Genomic DNA, 24,107 nt, shown 5'->3' with positions numbered 1-24,107 from the left:
ATCGGACCAGAACGTCCCCGCGCGTACTCTAACTTTTCAACCCCAGACGCTTCGCCAGCCGGTGCAGGTTGGCGACGTCCATTTCTAACGCCCGGGCGCTGGCCGCCCAGTTGTGATGATGCTGCGCCAGCGCACGACGGATCGTCTCGCGCTGAAACGACTCGGTAGCATCACGCAGATTAACCGCCTGCGGCATCTCCGGCGCAACGTCTGTTTGCGAAGCGGGGGCATCGTCCAGGCGAGCGAAATGCTGCGCTTCCAGCACCACTTCATCCCCGGCCCGTGTCGCCCGCGCCAGCACCACTGCGCGGTGAATCGCATGCTCCAGCTCGCGGACGTTACCCGGCCAGGCATAGTTCAGCAGATAATTTCGCGCCCCCGGGCTCAGCGCCACCCGGGAAAGTCCCAGCCGCAACCGGCACTGCTCGCAGAAATAGCCCGCCAGCAGCACCGCATCCTCCCCGCGTTCGCGCAGCGGGGGAACGGACAGCGGAAAAACGCTCAGGCGGTGGAACAAGTCAGCACGAAAGCGCCCTGCCATCACCTCTTCGCGCAGGTCGCGGTTGGTGGCCGCCAGTACGCGTACGTCCACCCGCAGACTGCGATCGTCGCCAACCCGCTGAATATCGCCGTACTGTAAGACGCGCAAAAGTTTGGCCTGCAACGCCAACGACAGCTCGCCGATTTCATCCAGAAACAGCGTGCCGTTATCGGCCATTTCAAATTTCCCGCTACGGTTGCTGATGGCCCCGGTAAACGCGCCTTTGACATGACCAAACAGTTCGCTCTCCGCCACGCTTTCCGGCAACGCGGCACAGTTCAGATACACCAGCGGATTTACCGCGCGCGGCGAACCTTCATGAATCGCTTTTGCCACCAGCTCTTTCCCGGTACCCGTTTCGCCGCTGATCAGAACGTTGTGATCGGACGCCGCCACAATCTCAATCTCTTTTTTCAACTGCATCATGCCGGGCGACAGGCCAATCATCTGCGTCTCTTTTACCTGGCCGAAATCGGTCGTCGAACCGGGCAGCATATTCTGGCTTTCCAGCTGTTCTATCAGCAGCGCATTGCTGAGCGCGCCAGCGGCCAGCGCGGCGATAAGGCGGAGCTCCTCATCGCTGAAAACGTCAAACTGGTCGGGCTCCATACCATCAAGAGTCAGCGCGCCGATCAGGTTTTGCCCGGCAAACAGCGGCAGGCCGATGCAGGCATGCACTTTTAAACTCTCCTGACCGGGAATCAGCCCATCGTAGGGGTCAGGCAGATCGCTGTCTGCGGGAAAACGCACCACGTCCCCGGCGCGGGCGATGGCTTCCAGACGCGGGTGACCTTCCAGGGTAAAGCGCCTGCCCAACACGTCCTGCGCCAGACCGTCGATCGCCAGCGGAATAAACTGGCGCGCCTCATAACGCAGCAGCGCGGAAGCATCGCACTCCAGCACCTGGCGTAGCGTGGTTATCAGGCGCTGAAAGCGATCCTGATGCCCGACGCCGCGCTGTAATTCGATGGCGATCCCCGCCAGTACGTCAACGGAAAAACTCATGGCTACCTCATTGTCATTTTGACAATACATAATGTCATATTGACATCATTAATCATAGTCTTTTTGACTATCACTATAAATATAAAAACTAACAAATCATCAAAAATCAAAGAGATAAATAGTTGGCACGTAACCTGCAATAAGCAAAACAACACTTTTGAACAACGCTGAATTAATTGAGGTTGCTATGTCTATTCTGGTTAAAAATAACATTCATTGGGTTGGCCAACGTGACTGGGAAGTACGCGATTTTCACGGCACCGAATACAAAACGCTGCGCGGCAGCAGCTATAACAGCTATCTGATTCGCGAAGAAAAAAACGTATTGATCGACACCGTTGATCATAAATTCAGCCGCGAATTCGTACAGAATTTACGGGGTGAAATTGACCTTGCGGATATCGATTACATCATTATTAACCACGCGGAAGAAGATCATGCCGGGGCGTTGACGGAGCTAATGACTCAGATCCCGGACACGCCAATCTACTGCACCGCCAACGCCATCGATTCGATCACCGGCCATCACCATCATCCGGAATGGAACTTTAAGGTAGTGAAAACTGGCGACACACTGGATATCGGCAACGGCAAACAGCTGATCTTCGTCGAAACCCCGATGCTGCATTGGCCGGACAGTATGATGACCTACATGACCGGCGATGCGGTGTTGTTCAGTAACGACGCCTTCGGCCAGCACTACTGCGACGAACGTCTGTTCAATGATGAAGTGGATCAAACCGAACTGTTTGAACAGTGCCAACGCTACTACGCTAACATCCTGACGCCGTTCAGCCGCCTGGTGACGCCCAAGATCACTGAAATCCTCGGCTTTAACCTGCCGGTCGATATGATCGCTACCTCCCACGGCGTGGTCTGGCGCGATAATCCCACGCAAATCGTTGAGCTGTATCTGAAATGGGCAGCAGACTACCAGGAAGATCGCATCACTATCTTCTATGACACCATGTCCAACAATACCCGCATGATGGCGGATGCCATCGCCCAGGGGATTAACGAAGTTGACCCAAACGTGGCGGTAAAAATCTTTAACGTCGCCCGCAGTGACAAAAACGAAATCCTGACCAACGTCTTCCGATCCAAAGGCGTACTGGTCGGTACCTCGACGATGAATAATGTGATGATGCCAAAAATCGCCGGACTGGTGGAAGAGATGACCGGCTTGCGCTTTCGTAACAAGCGCGCCAGCGCTTTTGGTTCTCACGGCTGGAGCGGCGGCGCGGTTGATCGTCTCTCTACCCGCCTGCAGGATGCCGGCTTTGAGATGTCCCTGAGTCTGAAGGCGAAATGGCGTCCGGATCTGGACGCGCTGGAACTGTGCCGTCAGCACGGGCGCGACATTGCCCGTCAGTGGGCGCTCGCACCGCTGCCGGAAGCCGCGCCGAAAGCGGTAGCAGCAGAAAGCGCGCCAGTTGAAACCCCAGCGGCCGCCGATCTCGGCCCCTGCATGCAGTGCAGCGTCTGCCAGTGGATCTACGACCCGGAAAAAGGTGAGCCGCTGCAGGACGTCGCACCGGGTACGCCGTGGAGTGAGGTTCCGGACAACTTCCTGTGCCCGGAATGCTCTTTAGGTAAGGACGTGTTCGACGAGCTGGCGACGGAGGCAAAATGAACCGGGGAATCGTTATCATTGGTTCGGGCTTTGCCGCCCGCCAGTTAGTGAAAAACATCCGTAAACAGGACGCGGAAATCCCGTTAACCCTGATTGCCGCCGATAGCATGGACGAGTACAACAAACCCGATCTCAGCCATGTGATAAGCCAGTCGCAACGCGCCGACGATCTCACCCGCCAGTCGGCGGGCGAGTTTGCCGAACAGTTCAACCTGCGCCTGTTCCCGCATACCTGGGTGACCGACATCGATGCCGACGCCCACGTGGTGAAAAGTCAGGATACGCAATGGCAGTATGAAAAGCTGGTCCTTGCCACGGGCGCGGCAGCCTTTGTTCCGCCCGTCCCGGGACGTGAGTTAATGCTCACGTTAAACAGCCAGCAAGAATACCGCGCCTGTGAAACGCAGTTGCGCGACGCCCAGCGGGTGCTGATTGTCGGGGGAGGTCTTATCGGCAGCGAATTAGCGATGGATTTTTGCCGTGCGGGCAAGGCGGTCACGCTGATCGACAACGCCGCCAGCCTTCTCGCCTCGCTGATGCCGCCGGAAGTAAGCAGTCGCTTACAGCACCGGCTTACCGACATGGGCGTGCATCTGCTGCTGAAGTCTCAGTTACAGCGTCTGGAAAAAACCGCCACCGGTATTCGCGCCGCGCTGGATCGCGAACGCAGCATCGAAGTGGATGCCGTGATTGCCGCCACCGGCCTGCGACCGGAAACCGCGCTGGCGCGCCGCGCCGGTGTGAACGTGAATCGCGGCGTCTGCGTGGATACCTGTCTGCAAACCAGCAACGCGGATATTTATGCCATTGGCGACTGCGCAGAAATCAACGGTCAGGTACTGCCATTCCTGCAACCAATACAGCTTAGCGCAATGTACCTGGCGAAAAACCTGCTCGGCGGCAACGCGCCGCTGAAACTGCCCGCCATGCTGGTAAAAGTCAAAACCCCGGAACTGCCGCTGCATCTTGCCGGAGAAACCCAGCGACGCGATCTCGCCTGGCAGATCAGCGCGGAATCCGACGGAATGGTGGCAAAGGGGATGAACGAGGAAGGGCAACTTTGCGCCTTTGTCGTGAGCGAAGACCGCATGAAAGAGGCCTTCGCCCTGCTGAAATCGTTGCCGGCGTAACGCCTGCCGCGCCCTCCGGCCACAATGCCCCTGCTTTATTAACCTCACGAACACGGACGTTCATTATTGCTTGTTGCTTTGCCCCGGCAGTCCCGGGGCTTTTTTATTTATGCCGCGCCAGCCAGCGCGCCGCCGCAATTACGCCCTGCCCAAACGAAAGTCCGCCATCGCCCGCCGGGAGCTGCTGCGGAAACAGCAGATTAAAATCAGACAGGTGAACCATCAGTCGCGCCCGCAACAAACGGTTGTGCATCACGCCGCCGCTAAAGACCAACGTGGAGATCCCCCGCGCAGTGGCCTGCTTGCGCATCATCGTGGCAAACCCTTGCGCCAGCGCGTCATGGAATGCCCATGCGCGTTCTGCCTGCGGGGCTTGCCAGTCCAGCCATTGCCGCCAGAAGGTCACCAGATCCAACAGGTTTCCGCTCAACGGTAACGTCACCGGATGTGAAACATCGTCGCACTGAACGGCCAGCGCTTCCAGCGCACAGGCGGCTTCGCCTTCATAGCTGAGCGACGTGGGCGCGCAGCCCAACGCCGCCGCTACAGCGTCAAATAAGCGACCACAGGAAGAGGCCAGCGGCGCGTTGATCCCTCGCTCAATGGCGCGGGCTAGCACGGGCCAGTTCTGCTGCTGCGCCGCGGCGGTTTCTGGCGACTGCTGCCAGTCAGGAACAAACTGCAGGCACTGGGCGAGCAGATTGCGCCAGGGTTGAATCGCGGCGAGATCGCCCCCCGGCAGCGCCACGGCTGGCAGCCCGCCGAGATGTTCACAGTCCTGGTAATTTACCCGCAGACATTCGCCGCCCCACAGCGCGCCCGCCTCTCCCATGCCGATACCGTCCAGGGTCAGGGCGATAACATCGCCGCCGTCCAGCGGCCAGCCGTGTTCGGCCAGACAGGCCGCCGCATGGGCGTGATGATGAAGCACCGTTTCCGTCGGCAACGCCATCTCGCCAGCCCACTGGCTGGAGACATAACCCGGATGGGCATCGCAAACCAGCCTCTGGGGCGTAAAGTCGTAGATGTTCTGGATCAAGCGCAGCGCCTCGCGCCACTGGCTCTGGATGCCATCATCGCTCAGATCGCCCAGATGTTGGCTGAGAACCGCCTGCCCGCCACGCACCAGACAGAAGGTATTTTTCAGATCCGCCCCCAGGCACAACATCGGCGGCAGGTCGCGAAATCCCGGCGGCAGCGTCAGCGCGTCCGGCACATACCCGCGCGAACGCCGCAGCATTTCACCGCTTTCGCGTACCACCGAATCGTCCATTCGCTGCACAATGTCGCGGTTATGCAGCAGGAATCCGTCGGCGATGGCCTGCAAATCATCCAGCGCCTGCGTATTGGTGATGGCTGGCGGCTTGCCGCTAAGGTTGCCGGAGGTCATGACCAGCGGAAAACCCAGTTCCTGTAACAGCAGATGTTGCAACGGATTGGCTGGCAGCATGACTCCCACTTCGTTGAGGCCGGGGGCTATGGCCTCGCATAATGCAGCCACGTGCCGTTTGTCGATCAGCACAATCGGTGCGGCGGGCGTGCGCAACACGTTGCGCGCCGCTTCCGGCAGACCGCGATCGTCAGGCAACATCACCGCCAGCGGTTTCGCCGGACGACGCTTACGCATGCGTAGCGTGGCCACCGCCCGGGAATTTCGTGCGTCGCAAGCCAGATGAAATCCGCCAATGCCCTTAACGGCAACGATTCCCCCCGCTTTCAGCACGTTGACCGCCGTCATCAGCGCGGCGTCTTTTTCTGCACGTTCTTCGCCGCTCCGCCATTCAAGGTGCGGACCGCAGGCCGGACACGCCACCGGCTGGGCGTGAAAGCGACGGTCATGGGGATCGCGGTACTCTTTGTCACATGCTGGACACAGCGGAAAGGCCGCCATGACGGTGTAAGGACGGTCATAGGGCATCGCGCGAATAATCGTAAAGCGCGGACCGCAGTGCGTACAGTTGATGAAGGGATAACGGTAGCGCCGTTCGCCAGGCGCGTTCATTTCCGCCAGACATTCCGGGCAGGTCGCCGCATCGGGCACGATCTGCGTGTTCATGGCGCCGCCCGCGCTTTGTCGGATGGTAAATTCCGCAGGAGGCAGCGACCAGGTAAACGGCTCTCTCTCTACGCTGTCAATCCGCGCAAGCGGGGGACAATGTTTGTGAAGCGCGGTGATAAACACTGCGGGGTCTTCCAGCAAACGCACCACCACGCCGTCGCCATCGTTGCAGACATCGCCATGCAACTGCAGATGCTGCGCCAGTTGCCAGACAAAAGGGCGAAATCCAACGCCCTGCACTTTGCCCCGAATGCGCAGCGCTACGCCAGCATGGTTGATTGTTTCCATCGTCTTCTCTCACCGTGATCCGCACTGTACCGGAAGGCGGCTTCGCCTCCTCCGGCCTACCTATTGTCGCGCTTGCGGGCCTGATAAACGCAGCGCCATCAGGCGTAAAAGCTGAACTATTTTACGCGGATTTTCAGCGATCAGAACAGCAAAGACGCAGAGGAATCCAGCGCGGCGCGGCGACGTTTTTCCGCACTGAGCTGCTCGAGCTTATTGCGGTCAACGCAAATCAGCGCATGGGTCGGGCAGGCTTCCATACACGCCGGTCCCGCTTCGCGGTGATGGCACAGGTCGCATTTGTTGGCTTCCGCTTTTTCCGCACGAACATTCAGCCCTGCTCCGCTGTTGCGAACAACCGGACGTACGACCACTTCCATCGCGCCATACGGACAGGCCACCACGCAGGTTTTACAACCAATGCAGCGCTCTTGCATCACGTGAACAAAGCCTTTGTCGCGGCTGATGGCGCCGTTCGGGCAGACATTGGCGCAGGGTGCGTCTTCGCACTGGCGGCACAGCGTCGCGGTAGAAACATTTACGCCTTTAATGACATGAATGCGGGGTAAAAAGGTTTCAGGGGTCAGGGACGCGCAGTCCTGGTTTTCCTGATGGGAGACCACGCAGGCCACTTCACAGGTACGGCAACCAATGCATTTATTGGCGTCTGCAATGATGAAACGGTTCATCAATTTCTCCAGCAATGACAGTTCGTGCGCCTGAGCATTCACAAATCATGCCAGTTTTTATCTTATTGTTATATATAACAATTTATAAAAATTAGCCCACCAGAAAGGTGTCATCGTCACGAATGACGATGACGGATGACAACCCTTACTGACCCGAGCGGGAAATCAGGGAATCACGTGGGATAAGCGTACCGGTAAAGGTCTTCGGCGGCGTGAACGCCCCGCCATCGAGCATAAAGATGAGACGCCCCATGGTTTCCTGAATCATCTCGGTCACCGGGATCTTCACGCTGGAAAGCGCCGGAAGGGTATACGGCGCCAACGCAATGTCATCGAAACCGATCACCGACACCTGCGCCGGTACCGCCAGCCCGCTGTCGTGTAGCTGCTTCATCGCGCCGATCGCCATGTCGTCATTACTGGCGACCAGCGCGGTAAAGGCCACATTGCGCGAAAGCAGCGTTTTTACCCCCGCCGCGCCGCAGGCTGGCGTCCATTTGCCTTTGACGATCAGTCGTTCGTCGACGGCGATACCGTGTCGGGTCAGCGCGTCTTTATAGCCTGACAAACGCTCAACCCCGGTGGGCGAATCCATCGAGCCGGTAATAAAGGCGATGTGCCGGTGCCCGGCAGCAATCAACTCCGCCACCGCGTTGAAACTGGTTTGCTTGTGATCGCACCAGACGCAGTGGCTGCTGTTTTTACGCAGCCGGCGGTTCAGCACCATAATCGGTTGCGAATGGCTATCGATGATCTCATCGATCTCATCGACGCTGAGAAAACGCGGATAAATCATGATCGCGTCGCAGCGCAAATCCAGCAGGTACTGAATCGCCTGGCGCTCTTCCCTGGCGCTGTGTTTACCATCGGCCAACAGCAACTGACGTCCTTTGTCCTCCGCCATCCGCGCGGTATGAAACAATAGCTCGCTAAAATAGACGCCATAATAAAGGGTATTGGTCACCACCAGGCCGAGCGTCTGGGTGGATTTCGCCGCCAGACTGCGCGCCAGAAGATTGGGACGATAACCGCTTTCTTCTACCGCCTGAAACACGCGATCTTTTGTCTCCTGGCTGACGTAGCCATTCCCTGAAAGCACCCGCGAAACCGTCGCTTTCGACACCCCGGCCCGCTTCGCTACCTCCAGCATCGTCGTCATATTTTATCTTCCTTTTCCCGCAATGTGACGCAGTGTACTGCACCGCTGCGTGGTTGTCCCAGATGGTAAAACAGAGGCAAAAAACATAAGTGACAAAAATCACATTTATGAAAAATAGTAATTTTTATCTATTGCCGAATAAATACAAACTATTCATGATTTTGTGGAACCGGTTTCTCATAAGCGTTTCATAACCGACGCTCGCTCACCCGACCGTACGGCATAAATTAAACGTACCCTACTGATAAAACAGGATAAAAATCCTATGTCAAAAAACTATGCAGCGCTGGCGCGCGCCGTGGTGACGGCTCTGGGCGGCGTCGACAATATCAGCGCAGTGACGCACTGCATGACGCGCCTGCGTTTCGTGATCAAAGATGATTCGCAGGTTGACGGCGCCACGTTGAAATCCATCAGCGGCGTACTCGGTGTTGTTCGCAGTGACAACCAGTGCCAGGTGATCATCGGCAATACCGTGTCCCAGGCTTATCGCGACGTCGTCAGCCTGCTGCCGGGCGAAATGCAGCCCGCAGAACCCGAAGGGAAACCGAAACTGACGCTGAAGCGGATAGGCGCGGGGATCCTTGATGCGCTGATCGGCACCATGTCGCCGCTGATCCCGGCGATTATCGGCGGATCGATGCTGAAACTGCTGGCCATGATCCTTGAGATGACTGGCGTACTGGAGAAAGGCTCCTCCACTCTGACACTTCTGACGGTGATTGGCGACGGCGCGTTCTTCTTCCTGCCGCTGATGGTCGCCGCGTCCGCCGCCATCAAATTCAAAACCAATATGTCGCTGGCCATCGCAATTGCGGGCGTGCTGGTGCATCCGAGCTTTATCGACCTGATGGCGAAAGCGGCGCAGGGCGAGCATGTGGAGTTTGCCCTGATCCCGGTCACGGCGGTGAAATATACCTATACGGTCATCCCGGCGCTGGTGATGACCTGGTGCTTGTCGTACATCGAACGCTGGGTCGATCGCATTACGCCTGCGGTCACCAAAAACTTCCTTAAACCGATGCTGATCGTGCTGATTGCCGCCCCGCTCGCTATCGTCCTGATCGGGCCGATTGGGATCTGGATCGGAAGCGCGATCTCTGCGCTGGTCTACACCATTCACGGCTATCTTGGCTGGCTCTCCGTCGCCATTATGGGGGCGCTCTGGCCGCTGCTGGTGATGACCGGGATGCACCGCGTTTTCACGCCGACCATCATTCAGACCATCGCCGAAACGGGCAAAGAAGGCATGGTGATGCCCTCTGAAATCGGCGCGAACCTGTCATTGGGCGGCTCCTCCCTTGCCGTGGCATGGAAAACTAAAAACCCGGAGCTGCGCCAGACCGCGCTGGCCGCTGCCGCCTCCGCCATCATGGCGGGCATTTCCGAACCGGCGCTGTACGGCGTGGCGGTACGTTTGAAACGTCCGCTGATCGCAAGCCTCATTAGCGGCTTTATCTGCGGCGCGGTCGCCGGTATGGCGGGGCTCGCCAGCCACTCCATGGCGGCGCCGGGCCTGTTTACCAGCGTACAGTTCTTTGATCCCACCAATCCGATGACCATTGTCTGGGTGTTTGGCGTCATGGCGCTGGCGGTGGTGCTGTCATTCGTGCTGACGCTACTGCTCGGCTTTGAAGACCTCCCCGTTGAAGACGCTGCCGCGCAGGCGCGGAAACACCACGGCGCCCAACCGAACACTGCAAAAGAGGCCAGCGTCTGACTGGCATTAACTGAGGTTTACTATGTCTGTATTTCCGCAAGGATTCTTATGGGGCGGCGCACTCGCCGCTAACCAGTCTGAAGGGGCGTATCGCGAAGGCGGCAAAGGGCTGGCCACCGTGGATATGATCCCGCACGGCGAGCATCGCATGCCGGTTAAGCTGGGTCTGGAAAAGCGTTTCGAACTGCGGAATGACGAGTTTTACCCAAGCCATGAGGCGATCGACTTTTACCATCGCTACAAAGAGGATATTGCGCTCATGGCGGAAATGGGCTTCACCGTTTTTCGCACCTCGATCGCCTGGAGCCGCATTTACCCGAACGGCGACGAACTGACGCCCAACGCAGAGGGAATTGCCTTTTACCGCGCCGTTTTTGCCGAATGTAAAAAGTACGGTATCGAACCGCTGGTCACTCTCTGCCACTTCGACGTGCCAATGCATCTGGTCACGCAATACGGCTCGTGGCGCAACCGCAAAATGGTGGACTTCTTCACCCGCTACGCGCGCACCTGCTTTGAAGCGTTTGACGGTCTGGTGAAATACTGGCTGACCTTCAATGAAATTAACATCATGCTGCACAGTCCCTTTTCGGGGGCCGGTCTGGTGTTTGAAGAAGGCGAGAATCCGGATCAGGTGAAATATCAGGCCGCCCATCATGAGCTGATCGCCAGCGCGCTGGCGACCCAAATAGCCCATGACATTAACCCGCAGAACCAGGTGGGCTGTATGCTGGCGGGCGGTAATTTTTATCCTTACTCTTGCAAACCGGAAGACGTATGGATGGCGCTGGAGAAAGACCGCGAAAACCTGTTCTTTATCGACGTACAGGCGCGCGGCGCCTACCCGGCTTATTCCGCTCGCGTGTTTCGTGAGAAAGGCGTGGTGATTGAGAAAGCGCCGGAAGATGATGCGATCCTGAAAAATACCGTCGATTTTGTGTCGTTCAGCTACTACGCCTCGCGTTGTGCGTCGGCGGAGATGAACACGCAAAACACCCGTGCGGCTAACGTGGTTAAATCGCTGCGCAACCCCTATCTTCAGGTCAGTGACTGGGGCTGGGGCATCGACCCGCTCGGTCTGCGCATCACCATGAACATGATGTATGACCGCTATCAGAAGCCGCTGTTCCTGGTGGAAAACGGCCTCGGCGCCAAAGATGAAATCGGTGTGAACGGTGAAATTAACGACGATTACCGTATTAGTTACCTGCGTGAACATATCCGCGCCATGGCCGACGCCATTGAGGATGGCGTACCGCTGATGGGCTACACCACCTGGGGCTGCATTGACCTGGTGTCTGCGTCGACCGGTGAGATGAGCAAGCGCTACGGTTTTGTCTACGTCGACCGCGACGACGCCGGAAACGGCACCCTCGAACGAACCCGTAAAAAGTCGTTCTGGTGGTACAAAAAAGTGATTGCCAGCAACGGCGAAGACCTGGCGTAACCAGATTGCCGGATGACCCTTATCCGGCAGTTCCTTCCCTTTCGTTACATCTCTTGCATTTAAATTACGGAATCCGCCTTCCAGTTTCAGGTTTGCCCCGACGCATTTTTACTGGCATTTTATACAGTAATCACATCCACCGTGGTAACAAGGAATCGTTTATGACGTTTGAAACTGACACGCATAATGCCGCAATCAGTAAACCGTTTCGTCGCTTAAAGGTCAGCTATGTCCGCAAGCGGCATGAAGATCGTAAAACCGGTAATACGCGGCGCTACAGTCGGCACGCATCGTTGACCATCAACGGAGACTGGCTGGAACAGGCGGGGTTTCCCACCGGAACGATCGTTAATGTGGCGGTAATGCACGGAAAACTGATTATTGAGCAGGCGAAAGAGTAAAGAGCACGGCATAGCGCGGAGACAACCACAGAAGCCTGATGATGTTTCGCTTATCCGCCTGACGCACTGAATTGATGGAGAACCGTTTGCCGGATCAGGCGCTGACAGCGCTATCCGGCAATGTGCTTTCGCGTTTTCAGTCGCCTGAAATCACGCCTCCTGCGTCTCAAGCTGAGCGAAACCGCCGTGCCCTTCCCATCCGGCAAGGCGTTGATAGACGGTTTCCACCGCATCCTTGATCGGCTGGGTCATCGGATAATAAAAGCCGACGATATCCGGCTGAATGCCTAAGAATATCACTTCGCCGACATCGTCTCTGAGCTGGTCGATGAGATAGTTCAGCGGCATATTATGGGTGGTCATCATGAACATTTCGGCGATGTCATCAGGATCGATAACGCGGATCTCTCCAGGATTCAGTCCCATATCGGTCGCGTCGACAATCAGCAGGCGATCCGGTCGCAGCTCGCGGATCGCCACGATGTCGTTTTCTGGCGCGCTACCGCCGTCAATCACGACCCAACCTCCCTGTGGCTGGGCAGCGCATTTCTCCGCCAGCAGCGGACCCGCGCCATCGTCGCCCATCATACTGTTACCGACGCACAATAAAACATCAGTCACGCAGCCTCCTCACCATCAGATAAATGGCGCTTTCCTGGTGAATATCATGCAACATGCCGAGCATTTGTTTACTCCACACCTGCTGCTGCGGAGTTTGCCGCGCGAGCGCGTTGTCAAACGCCCGCGCCAGCATTTGCACATGATTAAAATCGATCACGATCTCGCCGTACTTCGGCACCCCTTCCATTTTCCGCCGAGCTTCGCTGCCTGCTTCCAGCGTGGCAATCCATGCAAGATACGCATCCCATGGGCAGGTCAACGCCGCCTCCAGGCAGTCGATGACCCCCAGGTGGTGACCAATCGCCAGGCTGTAATAGACAACCTGCTGCGCCTCGGCGGGCGTTGCATCGTTCTCATCAATAAACTTACGGCTCAGTTGACTGAACACCACCGTTTCACTCATCGGATGCGAGCCTCCTCAACAACCTGGTTCAGATGGGTAACGATCTCAGTCAGGCGCGGATCGTTTTCCGCCTCCAGCCAGCGCGCCACCTGATGCTCTCCTTTACCTAACTGGTTGAGATAATCGTCGGCGATCTGTCGCCCATAACGGTAACCCGCCAGCCGCCGCGCCGCGCGATCCACCTTCACACGCAGCGGCTGCACCATGTCAGGATGCAAAATTTCCGCCGCCTGTTCGTCACATTCCCCCGGTGCGCGCGCATGGATTTTTTGCTCCAGCAGCCCCAGCGCCATCGCAAAACCGTACAGCGTTGCCGCAGGGGTGGGAGGACAGCCCGGAATGTAGACATCGACCGGCACGATTTTATCGGTACCGCCCCAGACGCAGTACAGGTCGTGGAAAATCCCGCCGCTGTTGCCGCAAGCGCCATAAGAGATGCAAATCTTCGGGTCCGGCGCGGACTGCCATGCGCGCAGCGCAGGAGAACGCATCGCGCGGGTCACCGCGCCGGTAAACAGCAGTATATCCGCATGGCGCGGCGACGGAACTACCTTGATGCCGAAGCGTTCGGCGTCAAACAACGGTGACAGGGTGGCGAAAATTTCTATTTCGCAGCCGTTACAGCCGCCACAGTCCACGCGGTAAACGTAAGCCGAACGCTTGATGTTTTTCAGTAACGACGCCTTCATGCTGGCGATGGATTCGTCCACCGTCATCGGCACCGGAATGCCGTTGGCGTCGCGTGGGCCTAATAATGTGCTCATCAGCTGGCCTCTTTCATATGGCGAGTCAGTTCAATACGGTCGGACGGCACCAGGCATTTCTGACGCTTGCAGTCCGGGCAGGTCTCAAAACTTTCACGGTGATGCTCCGCACGGCTGTCGCCGTTATGCTTCAGCAGGGCGATGGCGTAGTCGATCTCCTTTTGCACCGCGAAAGGACGGTTGCATACGCGGCAGTTGCACAGCGCAAAGCGAGACTGCTGCAGGAAATCCTCTTTTTTCCACACCGCCAGTTCATATTCCTGAGAAAGCCGGATCGCCGCCGTCGGGCAGACTTCTTCACAGCGCCCGCAGAAAATGCAGCGTCCGAGGTTGAACTGCCAGGCAAGCTCATGGGTGGCCAGATCGGTTTCAACGGTCAGCGCATTCGACGGACAGGCGTTAACACAGGCCGCGCAGCCAATGCACTGCTGCGGGTTGTGCTCCGGTTTGCCGCGGAAATTTTTATCAACCGCAATCGGCTCCAGCGGATAAGACGACGTCGGCGCGCCGGTTTTAATCACTTTTTTGATAAAGGTAAACATGGCGACTCCTTATTTCAGCGGCGAGTTTTTACGCTCAATGCTGTAGCGCTCAAGTTCTTTGTACGGCACGACCTTGCTTTTCTTCTTGCGCACATCAACCACGGTCATGCGGTCGGTACAGGAGTAGCAAGGATCGAGGCTACCGATAATCAGCGGCGCGTCGGAAACGGTGTTGCCGCGCAGCATGTAACGCAGGGTCGGCCAGTTAGCGTAGGTTGCCGCACGGCAGCGCCAGCGGTACAACTTCTGGTTGTCGCCGGTCATGCTCCAGTGGATATCATCCCCACGTGGCGCTTCCGAGAAGCCCAGCGCGAAGCGGTGCGGAATGTAGGTGAACCCTTCCACCATCAGCGGGCCGCCCGGCAGGTTGTCCAGGCCGAAGTCGATCATGTTCAACGAAGTGTAAACCTCGTTAATACGCACTTTCAGACGAGAAATCACGTCGCAGCCTTGCTCACTGTGGACTTCCATCGGCAGCAGACCGTAACCAACGAACGGGTGATCGGCGCGGGTATCACGGGCATGACCGCTGGCGCGCACCATCGGGCCGACGTTGCTGAAGTCGCGGGCAATTTCCGGGTCAAGACGACCGATACCCACGGTGCGCTGCTCCATGTTAGGCGTGCTGAGCAGCATATCCACCAGTTCCTGTACGTCGCGACGCATCTGCTGGGCCAGTTGACGGGTCTGGATCATGTCGTCCTTCAGCAGGTCACGACGAATTCCGCCGATCAGATTAAGACCGTAAGTTTTACGCGCGCCAGTGAGGATCTCCGCCATCTTCATGGAGGTTTCACGCACGCGGAAAAACTGCATAAAGCCGGAGTCAAACCCGGTGAAGTGACAGGCCAGACCGAGGTTCAGAAGATGGGAGTGCAGACGCTCCACCTCCAGCAGAATGGCGCGGATCATCTGCGCGCGTTCCGGCACCTGAATGCCCATCGCGTTTTCAACGGAAGTGGTGTAGGCGGTGCTGTGAGCGAAACCGCAGATACCGCACACGCGATCCGAAAGGAAAGTCACCTCGTTGTAACCCATACGGGTTTCCGCCAGCTTTTCCATGCCGCGGTGGACGTAGAACAGACGGTAGTCGGCGTCGATAATGTTTTCGCCATCGACGAACAGGCGGAAGTGTCCCGGCTCGTCAGAGGTGACATGCAGTGGGCCGATCGGCACCACGTTGTTTTTCTTGTCGCCCAACTCGTTGATAAACTCGTAGGTTTCAGCGTCGGTCGTCGGCGCGGGGCGCTGGCGATAGTCCATGCTGTCTTTACGCAGTGGATAGAGTTCGTCCGGCCAGTCGTCCGGCAGCACCAGACGGCGCTCATCCGGCAGGCCGACCGGGATCAGCCCGTACATATCGCGCACTTCGCGCTCGCCCCAGACGGCAGCGGGCACGCGCGGCGTAACAGACGGATATTCCGGTTTGTTCGGGTCCACTTCCACACGCACTGTGATCCAGCACTTCTGGCCCTGCTCCATCGACAGCACGTAGTAAACCGCGTAATGCCCGCACAGCTGGCGTTCGTCATTACCGAATAAGACCGAGAGCCAGCCGCCCTGTTTATAGTAGAGAAACTCAACCACTTCCGGCAGGTAATTCACCTTCACGGTAAGGGTGAGCTGATCTCGGGTCTGCCAGGCTTCGTCCAGCACCACGCCAGGAAAAGCCTGGTGCAGCGCCGCAAGGTAGTGTTGACCTAATTTTTCTTCAGACATGCTCAAACTCTCTTCAATCACGCCACCAGCAAGGAGACGAACGCTAAAAACGCAAACCCAAAACCGGCCCAAGTCACGCGGGAAGTGGCGCAAAAACGCAAACGCGCCATGCTGTTTTCGAACAGGGCGATCGCCAGCACGCCGATGAACAACTTAGCGACGGCAATCACCAGCGCCAGCAGCAGACCGCCCATGCTGAATGTTTCCATTTGTCCCCACGGCAGGAACACGCCGACGAACATCTGCAACACCACCAGTTGCTTGAGGCTGATGCCCCATTTCAGTACCGCAAAGCCGCTACCGCTGTATTCCGTCAGCGGGCCTTCCTGCAGCTCCTGCTCCGCTTCCGCCAGGTCAAACGGCAGTATGCCCATCTCGATAAAGGTGGCGAACGCGCAGGCGCACAGCGCGAGGATCAGCGGGATACTGCGGGCCGCAGGCCAGTGGTAAATCGTATCGGTGATATTGCTGATGTGGGTGGAACCCGCCACCTGCGCGGCGACCCACAGCCCCAGCAGCAGAATCGGCTCCACCAGCACGCCGAGCATCGCTTCACGGCTGGCGCCGATGGCGGTGAACGGACTGCCGGTATCCAGACCGGCGATGGCGAAAAAGAAACGGGCGATGGCGAACAGGTAAATCAGGGTGATCAGATCGCCCAGTTGCGGCAGCGGCGAACCGACGGTCACCACCGGCAGCGCGGTGGCGATAGTCAGCATCACGCCAACCATCACAAACGGCGTCAGACGAAACACCCAGCCGGAGTCGGCAGGGGCGATGCTTTGTCGACCGAGCAGTTTGATAATGTCGCGGTACTCCTGCAGAACGCCCGGCCCGCGGCGATTGTGCAGACGGGCGCGCGCCACGCGGGTCACGCCGGACAACAGCGGCGCAGCGGCAAATAACACCAGCGCCTGAATTAACGGATATAAGACACTCATTCTCAGGCTCCTCGTGAAACCACAATCACCACCAGTACCGCCAGTTCAATCAGCGCCAGGCGACGGAACAGCAACGGCGCCGCCGCGTTCTGCCAGCCCGGCACCAGCGAAACCGGATTCAGCCATTTGCGCAGTTTGAGGACGGGCGCGAAAGCCTCCTTCACCGGCATGGCAAAGCCGTGCGCGGTAATGACCATCGACTGCTCATGATCGTAACCGCAGACCCACGCCGCACCGCGCGAACGTGACGGCAGGCGGTTGCCCTTAAACATTGCCATGATGATGAACGGCAGCAGCGGACAGGCGATCAGCAGCAGTGCGATCATGGGTTGTGAAACCGTGGTGTTCGCCGTTTCCAGCGGTAGCGGAACGGCTGTGGCGATCATCGGCAGCAGCCACGGCGCGGCGACGCCGCCCAGCACGCAGCAAATCGCCAGCGCCACCACACTTACGCCCATCAGGATCGGCGCACAGCAGGCGTTTTCCGCTTCTTTAGTGCGCGGTGCGCCAAGGAAGGCGACGCCAAACACTTTCGCCATACACATCACCGCCAGCGCGCCGGTAATCGCCAGGCCAACCGCCAGCAGCGGCCCCAGCAGGCGACCCACAAAGGCCCCGCTGTTACCCAGTTTGAAGAAGGATTGATAGATCACCCACTCGCCTGCGAAGCCGTTCAGCGGCGGCAGCGCGGCCATCGCCATCAACCCCACCAGCATCGCGACAGAAATGACTGGCATACGCTTACCGATGCCGCCCAGCTTTTCAATGTCGCGGTGACCGGTTCGGAACCAGATGCTACCAGCCCCCAAAAACAGTACGCTTTTAAACAGGCTGTGGTTGACCAGGTGATACAGCCCGCCGGTCAGCCCCAGCGCAATTAACGCTGGTTGATTTAGTGCAATGCCGGTGACGCCCGCGCCAAGACCGAGCAGGATAATGCCGATGTTTTCCAGCGTGTGGTAAGCCAGCAGACGCTGGATGTTATGTTCCATCAGCGCATACAGACCACCGACAAAAGCAGTGATCATCCCAAGCACCAGCAGCGTAACGCCCCACCACAGCGGCGCGTTGCCGCCAATCAGCGACAGCGACAGGATGCCCAGCAGTCCGACCTTCATGACCACGCCAGAGAACAGCGCCGCGGCTGGCGCGCTGGCGTTTGCGTGCGCCTGCGGCACCCAGCCGTGCAGCGGAATAATCCCTGCCAGCAGGCCAAAGCCGATGACGCCAAGCAGCCAGATATCCGAGCCCAGCGGTAGCGTCTGGGTGCGCACGTCCAGCAGACGCAGTTCCAGCGTGCCGTAGCGCTGCCACACCAGCCAGCAGGCGATCGCCAGCAGCAGCGTACCGAGACGCCCCAGCGCAAACCACAGCTTGCCCTCTTTACTGCATCCGGTCAGGAACACAGCGCACAGCGCCATAATTTCCGCCATCACCACCAGTGTGCCGAGGTTACTGGCCACCACCGCGCAAACTGCCGCCGCCATCAGCAGGTTCACCAACAGGCCGTTAGCGTTAACCTGCGGGTGACGATGCCAGTCGATGTTATAGAGGCTGACGAACAGTCCGCACAGTCCGAGGGTGATCAGCCAGATCGCATTCAGCGGGGTGATTTGTACGCTATGACCGATCGCCGGCATAAGGCCGCTGACGGCAGTTGCGCTGATGAGCACCGTAAAACCCGCGCCAGCCGCACACAGGCTGCCGACCGCGCCGCCAACCCCGGCGATCCAGCCGCTCAGCGCTTTATGAAACGAAAACAGAAATGCCAGAACCGCGGCGGCGGCGAACCAGGCCACGCCGCTGGTGACTAATGAAATTGCGCTCATTTTGCATCCCCACTCTGAGCCTGCTGAAACAAGGTGAGATCGCCGAAATCGGTGTTAAAGGTCAGCTCACGCTTACGTTTGCTGGCGCGGGCGATATCCATGTTATTTACCAGATGCAGGGCTTTGGTCGGACACATCCGCACGCAGGCCGGGCCTTGTTCGTCGAAGCTGCACAGATCGCACTTCACCGCGATAGCCCGTACGCCAGGCACCCAGTCCAGCAGCGTGCTGACGCGAGCCGGCGCGGGTGGCGCGGGCGGCGCTTTTGGTGTATTCGCGTTCGCCGGAATGTGCAGCGGTCGGCTGCCGGAAAATTCAATGGCGCCAAACGGGCAGGCGATGCCGCACAGTTTGCAGCTGACGCACAGGCTTTCATTAAGCTGTACGGCGCCATCCACCCGGTTAATGGCGTTAACCGGACACACGGTGGCGCAGGGCGCGTCTTCACAATGGTGGCACAGCTGCGGCGCAGATTCTTTTTCGTTAAGCATCACTTTCAGGCGCGGCATAGACTGCAGGCCGTGCTGGCGATGCGTCTCTGAACAGGCGGCTTCACAGGTGTGGCAGCCGATACAGAGCGTGGAGTCAGCAATTACAAAACGATTCACCAGGCATTCCTCAGGTGATAGTCATTTTTGACGAAAAGATGGCGATGAAATGTCACTTTCGACACTTATCGACACACCTGTCCCTAAAAATTCCCGTGACGACACGTACGGCGACGTCACGATGTCAAACGGGTCGTGTCCCGGTCTTACGCTGCCGGGCTTTCACCCGCCGCCAGTTGGCTCAGATTGATCGGCGAACCGCTCTCGACGGCGGCATACAGACGGTCATAAACGCTGGCGATTTTGTCGAGATAGTGTTCCAGCACCTGCTCGCGGTCGCGGTTGCTGATCCGACCGTCCACACTGCCTTCAATGCTGAGCTGGGCTTGCGCAATCAACTGTTTATCTTCACCGTCTTTCGTTTCGACGTAGTATTCAATGGTGTGGCTGTTAAAGCCCTCCGCCATCGTCACGTAGATGCGAAAGTGTTCGAACAGGACGAAGCACAGGTCTTTATCCGGCGCGCAGCTCATCGCATGATGCAGCCGCGCTTTTGACAGGGTGATCCCCTGGACCAGCGAATTGCAGTAAATATGCCACTGGTCCTGTAGGCGACGATGCCGCTGCGCGATGTAGTCGGCTTTTTCGCTTATTTCCCAAATAGTCATGACAGGTTACCCGTTTAACTGAGATAGCCAGCCATAAGCATATTCCATGCCACTTTTTAACTCTTTGTTTTTAATGATTTTTAAAATTCGCCCTTCGCTTTCGTCGCGCGAATGACATGTCATTTCGTCATCGTCGTCATCAGCGAGCCTTAACAATAATCATGCTGGCACGCTTATTGCTTAACCCTGGCCAACACATCGGGAGGCAACATGCACGAAATCACCCTTTGCCAGCGGGCGCTGGAATTGATCGAACAGCAGGCCGCTGCGCATGGCGCAAAACGCATAACTGGGGTCTGGCTCAAAATTGGCGCATTTTCTTGCGTTGAAAGCAGCGCTCTCTCCTTTTGTTTTGATCTGGTATGCCGTGGCACTGTTGCGGAAGGTTGTAAACTGCACCTCGAACAGCAAGAAGCCGAATGCTGGTGCGAGTGCTGTCAGGAATACGTCACGTTACTGACCCACCGCGTACGCCGTTGTCCGCAATGCAACAGCGACATGCTACGCATCGTGGCAGACGACGGATTACAGATTCGGCGAATTGAAATTGATGGAACAGAAGATTAAGCCGGGCGGCGGTTGCGCCTTATCCGGCAGAAAGCCTGTAACAAGAAAGAGACCAGGAGTGAGCAATGTGTACAACGTGCGGTTGCGGTGAAGGCAACCTTTATATAGAGGGTGATGAGCATAACCCGCATTCGGCGTTTCGTAGCGCGCCTTTTGCCCCGGCAGCCCGCCCGGCGCTGAATATTACCGGTATTAAAACGTCTGCCTTCACCCCGAGCCAGAGCGAAGAAGGCGATCTGCATTACGGACACGGCGAAGCCGGCACCCACGCGCCGGGCATGAGCCAGCGCCGCATGCTGGAAGTAGAAATCGACGTGCTGGATAAAAATAACCGTCTGGCCGAGCGCAACCGCGCCCGCTTCGCCGCCCGTCAACACCTGGTGCTCAACCTCGTCTCCAGCCCTGGTTCCGGTAAAACCACCCTGCTCACCGAAACGCTGATGAAACTGAAAGACCGGGTTCCCTGCGCGGTCATTGAGGGCGACCAGCAAACGGTCAACGATGCCGCGCGCATTCGCGCGACCGGCACGCCAGCGATTCAGGTCAACACTGGCAAAGGCTGCCATCTCGACGCACAGATGATTGCCGACGCCGCGCCACGCTTACCGCTTGACGATAACGGCATCCTGTTTATCGAAAACGTCGGCAACCTTGTCTGTCCGGCCAGCTTCGATCTCGGCGAACGCCACAAGGTCGCGGTGCTTTCCGTTACCGAAGGTGAAGACAAGCCGCTGAAATACCCGCATATGTTTGCCGCCGCCTCGTTAATGCTGCTTAACAAAGTCGATCTGCTGCCGTACCTCAATTTTGACGTAGAGAAATGCATGGCCAGCGCCCGGGAAGTCAACCCGGACATCGAGATCATCCTCATTTCCGCCACCAGCGGCGAAGGGATGGAGAAATGGCTCAACTGGCTGGAGGCACAGCGATGTGCATAGGCGTTCCCGGCCAAATCCGCGCCATTGACGGTAACCAGGCCAAAGTCGACGTCTGCGGCATCCAGCGCGACGTCGATCTGACGCTGGTCGGCAGCCATGACGAAAACGGCGCGCCGCGTCTCGGTCAATGGGTACTGGTGCACGTTGGTTTCGCGATGAGCGTCATCAACGAAGCCGAAGCGCGCGACACCCTCGACGCGCTACAAAACATGTTTGATGTAGAGCCGGACGTCGGCGCTTTGCTGTACGGCGAGGAAAAATAATGCGTTTTGTTGACGAATACCGCGCGCCGGAACAGGTGATGCAGTTGATTGAGCACCTGCGCGAACGCGCCGCGCTGCTGCCTTACACCCCTGAACGTCCGCTGCGCATTATGGAAGTCTGCGGCGGTCATACCCACGCAATCTTTAAGTTTGGTCTCGACCAGTTGCTGCCGGAGAACGTGGAATTCATTCACGGCCCGGGCTGCCCGGTCTGCGTGCTGCCAATGGGACGCATCGACAGCTGCGTTGAAATCGCCAGCCATCCGGAGGTGATTTTTTGTACCTTTGGCGACGCCATGCGCGTACCCGGCAAACAGGGATCGCTGTTACAGGCGAAAGCCCGCGGCGCGGATGTGCGCATCGTTTATTCGCCGATGGATGCCCTTAAACTGGCGCAGGAAAACCCGACGCGCAAAGTGGTGTTCTTCGGTCTGGGGTTTGAAACCACCATGCCAACCACGGCCATTACCTTACAGCAGGCGAAACAGCGCGATGTGCAGAACTTTTACTTTTTCTGTCAGCACATCACCCTCATTCCGACGCTGCGCAGCCTGCTTGAGCAGCCCGACAACGGCATCGACGCGTTCCTCGCGCCGGGCCACGTCAGTATGGTGATTGGCACCAACGCCTATGATTTCATAGCACATGAGTTCGATCGTCCGCTGGTGGTCGCCGGATTCGAACCGCTTGATCTACTGCAAGGCGTAGTGATGCTGGTTGAGCAGAAAATAGCGGCCCACAGCCAGGTGGAAAACCAGTACCGCCGCGTGGTGCCCGACGCCGGAAATCTGCTGGCGCAGCAGGCGATCGCCGAGGTGTTTTGCGTGACCGGCGACAGCGAGTGGCGCGGTCTGGGGGTGATTGAATCGTCCGGCGTGCATTTGACGCCTGATTATCAGCGTTTTGATGCTGAAGCCCACTTCCGTCCGGCGCCGCAGCAGGTTTACGACGACCCGCGCGCGCGCTGTGGCGAAGTGCTGACCGGCAAATGTAAGCCGCATCAGTGTCCGTTGTTTGGCAAAACCTGTAATCCGGAAAGCGCATTTGGCGCGTTGATGGTGTCTTCAGAAGGCGCATGTGCCGCCTGGTATCAGTATCGTCAGCAGGAGTGTGAAGCATGAACAGCGTACAACTCGCCCACGGTAGCGGCGGACAGGCCATGCAGCAGCTGATTAACAGCTTGTTTATGGAGGCCTTCGCCAACCCGTGGCTCGCCGAGCAGGAAGACCAGGCGCGGCTGGAACTGGCGCAACTGGTGGCCGAAGGCGATCGGCTGGCCTTTTCGACCGACAGCTACGTTATTGACCCGCTGTTTTTCCCCGGCGGCAATATCGGCAAGCTGGCGATCTGCGGCACCGCCAACGACGTGGCGGTCAGCGGCGCTGTTCCGCGCTATCTCTCCTGCGGCTTTATTCTTGAAGAAGGCCTGCCGATGGAGACGTTGAAAGCCGTGGTGAGCAGCATGGCGGCGACCGCGCGCGAAGCAAATATCGCCATCGTCACCGGCGACACCAAAGTCGTGCAGCGCGGCGCGGCGGACAAGCTGTTTATCAACACCGCCGGAATGGGGGCGATTCCTGCCAGCATCCACTGGGGCGCGCAAACCCTGTCTGCGGGCGATGTGCTGCTGGTCAGCGGCACCCTTGGCGACCACGGCGCCACTATCCTCAACCTGCGCGAACAGCTCGGGCTGGACGGCGAACTGGTCAGCGACTGCGCGGTGCTGACGCCGCTGATTCAGGCCCTGCGGGATATTCCGGGCGTGAAGGCGCTGCGCGACGCCACCCGCGGCGGCGTCAACGCGGTGGTCCATGAATTTGCCGCCGCCTGCGGTTACGGCATTGAGCTGTCCGAATCCGCACTTCCCGTAAAGCCTGCCGTTCGGGGAGTATGCGAGCTGCTGGGGCTGGACGCGCTCAACTTTGCCAACGAAGGCAAACTGGTGATTGCCGTGGAACGAGATGCGGCAGAAGCGGTGCTGGCGGCGCTGCATGCGCATCCGCTGGGGCGCGACGCCGCGCTGATTGGTGACGTGGTCGAGCGTAAAGGCGTGCGGCTGGCGGGTCTGTACGGCGTGAAGCGAACGCTCGATCTCCCGCACGCCGAGCCGCTGCCGCGGATCTGTTAAGTTCGTTATGTTGCCGGATGACGCTAAATGCTTGTCCGGCCAGTACAAGCGGGTCGACCCAGTGGCCCGCAATAAACGCAAAAGAATACCTATAATTTAACTCACTT

At 58.1% G+C, this 24,107-nt stretch carries 23 protein-coding genes; 10 read left to right on the top strand and 13 right to left on the bottom strand.

Translation table 11 applies throughout. From position 1 onward, the window contains the following. Positions 1-28 precede the first annotated feature (28 nt). Positions 29-1,546 carry a nitric oxide reductase transcriptional regulator NorR gene (gene norR, locus APU02_RS04760; RefSeq protein WP_060569420.1) on the bottom strand — a complete coding sequence of 506 codons (1,518 nt, stop codon included), beginning with the start codon at positions 1,544-1,546 and terminating at the stop codon, positions 29-31. Positions 1,547-1,733: 187 nt separating this feature from the next. Here norR and norV point away from each other — a divergent pair, with 187 nt between their 5' ends. Together norV and norW are read left to right on the top strand one after the other, a co-directional pair. Continuing rightward, entirely contained in the window at positions 1,734-3,179 is a 1,446-nt protein-coding gene (norV, locus tag APU02_RS04755) for an anaerobic nitric oxide reductase flavorubredoxin (protein ID WP_060569419.1), read from the top strand. Then, on the top strand, positions 3,176-4,309 hold the full coding sequence (norW, locus tag APU02_RS04750) for an NADH:flavorubredoxin reductase NorW (RefSeq protein ID WP_060569418.1): 1,134 nt from the start codon (positions 3,176-3,178) through the stop codon (positions 4,307-4,309). Before norV ends, norW begins: the two co-directional genes overlap by 4 nt. 103 nt (positions 4,310-4,412) lie before the next feature. On the opposite strand, the gene hypF is transcribed toward norW, so the two are convergent. The 3 genes from hypF to APU02_RS04735 form a co-directional block, all read right to left on the bottom strand. Next, positions 4,413-6,656 carry a carbamoyltransferase HypF gene (gene hypF, locus APU02_RS04745; RefSeq protein ID WP_060569417.1) on the bottom strand — a complete coding sequence of 748 codons (2,244 nt, stop codon included), beginning with the start codon at positions 6,654-6,656 and terminating at the stop codon, positions 4,413-4,415. Positions 6,657-6,796: 140 nt separating this feature from the next. Then, positions 6,797-7,342 (bottom strand): electron transport protein HydN, encoded by a 546-nt coding sequence (hydN, locus tag APU02_RS04740; RefSeq protein WP_042288595.1) that lies wholly within the window; start codon positions 7,340-7,342, stop codon positions 6,797-6,799. Between the two features lie 145 nt (positions 7,343-7,487). Next, positions 7,488-8,501: a LacI family DNA-binding transcriptional regulator gene (locus APU02_RS04735; protein WP_060569416.1), complete on the bottom strand. Its 1,014-nt coding sequence runs from the start codon at positions 8,499-8,501 to the stop codon at positions 7,488-7,490. A 265-nt stretch (positions 8,502-8,766) separates the two neighbouring features. On the opposite strand from APU02_RS04735, the gene ascF reads away from it, so the two are divergent. The 3 genes from ascF to APU02_RS04720 all read left to right on the top strand — a co-directional run bounded on the left by ascF (position 8,767) and on the right by APU02_RS04720 (position 12,069). Then, a complete protein-coding gene (ascF, locus tag APU02_RS04730; RefSeq protein WP_042288601.1) occupies positions 8,767-10,221 on the top strand; it encodes a PTS cellobiose/arbutin/salicin transporter subunit IIBC in 1,455 nt (484 codons plus the stop codon). A 22-nt stretch (positions 10,222-10,243) separates the two neighbouring features. Next, on the top strand, positions 10,244-11,668 hold the full coding sequence (locus APU02_RS04725) for a 6-phospho-beta-glucosidase (protein ID WP_060569415.1): 1,425 nt from the start codon (positions 10,244-10,246) through the stop codon (positions 11,666-11,668). 161 nt (positions 11,669-11,829) lie between these two features. Then, positions 11,830-12,069: a SymE family type I addiction module toxin gene (locus tag APU02_RS04720; protein WP_042288608.1), complete on the top strand. Its 240-nt coding sequence runs from the start codon at positions 11,830-11,832 to the stop codon at positions 12,067-12,069. Between the two features lie 150 nt (positions 12,070-12,219). Here the strand turns inward: APU02_RS04720 and hycI are convergent, their stop codons facing one another. The 9 genes from hycI to hycA all read right to left on the bottom strand — a co-directional run bounded on the left by hycI (position 12,220) and on the right by hycA (position 20,104). Continuing rightward, the gene (gene hycI / locus APU02_RS04715) at positions 12,220-12,690 is read right to left on the bottom strand and encodes a hydrogenase maturation peptidase HycI (RefSeq protein ID WP_060569414.1); all 471 of its coding nucleotides are present in this window, start codon (positions 12,688-12,690) and stop codon (positions 12,220-12,222) included. Further along, a complete protein-coding gene (locus APU02_RS04710; RefSeq protein WP_060569413.1) occupies positions 12,683-13,093 on the bottom strand; it encodes a formate hydrogenlyase maturation HycH family protein in 411 nt (136 codons plus the stop codon). The genes hycI and APU02_RS04710 overlap by 8 nt, the downstream gene beginning before the upstream one ends. After that, on the bottom strand, positions 13,090-13,857 hold the full coding sequence (hycG, locus tag APU02_RS04705) for a formate hydrogenlyase subunit HycG (RefSeq protein WP_042288616.1): 768 nt from the start codon (positions 13,855-13,857) through the stop codon (positions 13,090-13,092). The genes APU02_RS04710 and hycG overlap by 4 nt, the downstream gene beginning before the upstream one ends. After that, on the bottom strand, positions 13,857-14,399 hold the full coding sequence (hycF, locus tag APU02_RS04700; RefSeq protein WP_060569412.1) for a formate hydrogenlyase subunit HycF: 543 nt from the start codon (positions 14,397-14,399) through the stop codon (positions 13,857-13,859). Before hycF ends, hycG begins: the two co-directional genes overlap by 1 nt. Positions 14,400-14,408: 9 nt before the next feature. Continuing rightward, complete coding sequence (gene hycE / locus APU02_RS04695) at positions 14,409-16,118, bottom strand: formate hydrogenlyase subunit HycE (RefSeq protein WP_042288622.1); 1,710 nt, start codon at positions 16,116-16,118, stop codon at positions 14,409-14,411. Between the two features lie 17 nt (positions 16,119-16,135). Next, positions 16,136-17,059, bottom strand: a complete 924-nt coding sequence (locus tag APU02_RS04690; RefSeq protein WP_060569411.1) for a respiratory chain complex I subunit 1 family protein — start codon at positions 17,057-17,059, stop codon at positions 16,136-16,138. Between the two features lie 2 nt (positions 17,060-17,061). Further along, positions 17,062-18,888, bottom strand: coding sequence for a formate hydrogenlyase subunit 3 (gene hycC, locus APU02_RS04685; protein WP_060569410.1), 1,827 nt, complete (start codon positions 18,886-18,888; stop codon positions 17,062-17,064). Further along, positions 18,885-19,496 (bottom strand): formate hydrogenlyase subunit HycB, encoded by a 612-nt coding sequence (hycB, locus tag APU02_RS04680; RefSeq protein ID WP_012907204.1) that lies wholly within the window; start codon positions 19,494-19,496, stop codon positions 18,885-18,887. Before hycB ends, hycC begins: the two co-directional genes overlap by 4 nt. A gap of 146 nt (positions 19,497-19,642) precedes the next feature. Further along, positions 19,643-20,104 (bottom strand): formate hydrogenlyase regulator HycA, encoded by a 462-nt coding sequence (gene hycA, locus APU02_RS04675; RefSeq protein WP_042288635.1) that lies wholly within the window; start codon positions 20,102-20,104, stop codon positions 19,643-19,645. A gap of 210 nt (positions 20,105-20,314) precedes the next feature. Between hycA and hypA the strand changes: the two genes are divergently transcribed. The 5 genes from hypA to hypE all read left to right on the top strand — a co-directional run bounded on the left by hypA (position 20,315) and on the right by hypE (position 24,000). Then, on the top strand, positions 20,315-20,671 hold the full coding sequence (gene hypA / locus APU02_RS04670) for a hydrogenase maturation nickel metallochaperone HypA (protein WP_060569409.1): 357 nt from the start codon (positions 20,315-20,317) through the stop codon (positions 20,669-20,671). 65 nt (positions 20,672-20,736) lie between these two features. After that, positions 20,737-21,609, top strand: coding sequence for a hydrogenase nickel incorporation protein HypB (gene hypB / locus APU02_RS04665; protein WP_060569408.1), 873 nt, complete (start codon positions 20,737-20,739; stop codon positions 21,607-21,609). Further along, entirely contained in the window at positions 21,600-21,872 is a 273-nt protein-coding gene (hypC, locus tag APU02_RS04660) for a hydrogenase 3 maturation protein HypC (protein ID WP_042288645.1), read from the top strand. The genes hypB and hypC overlap by 10 nt, the downstream gene beginning before the upstream one ends. Next, complete coding sequence (hypD, locus tag APU02_RS04655) at positions 21,872-22,993, top strand: hydrogenase formation protein HypD (RefSeq protein WP_060569407.1); 1,122 nt, start codon at positions 21,872-21,874, stop codon at positions 22,991-22,993. The genes hypC and hypD overlap by 1 nt, the downstream gene beginning before the upstream one ends. Further along, a complete protein-coding gene (hypE, locus tag APU02_RS04650) occupies positions 22,990-24,000 on the top strand; it encodes a hydrogenase maturation carbamoyl dehydratase HypE (protein ID WP_042288653.1) in 1,011 nt (336 codons plus the stop codon). Before hypD ends, hypE begins: the two co-directional genes overlap by 4 nt. Positions 24,001-24,107: the final 107 nt, after the last annotated feature.

The organism is Citrobacter sp. 50677481, from assembly GCF_001463265.1.
Classification (GTDB): domain Bacteria; phylum Pseudomonadota; class Gammaproteobacteria; order Enterobacterales; family Enterobacteriaceae; genus Citrobacter_A; species Citrobacter_A sedlakii.
Note: the sequence above shows the minus strand (reverse complement) of the source record. Positions and strands in the feature narration are given on the sequence as shown.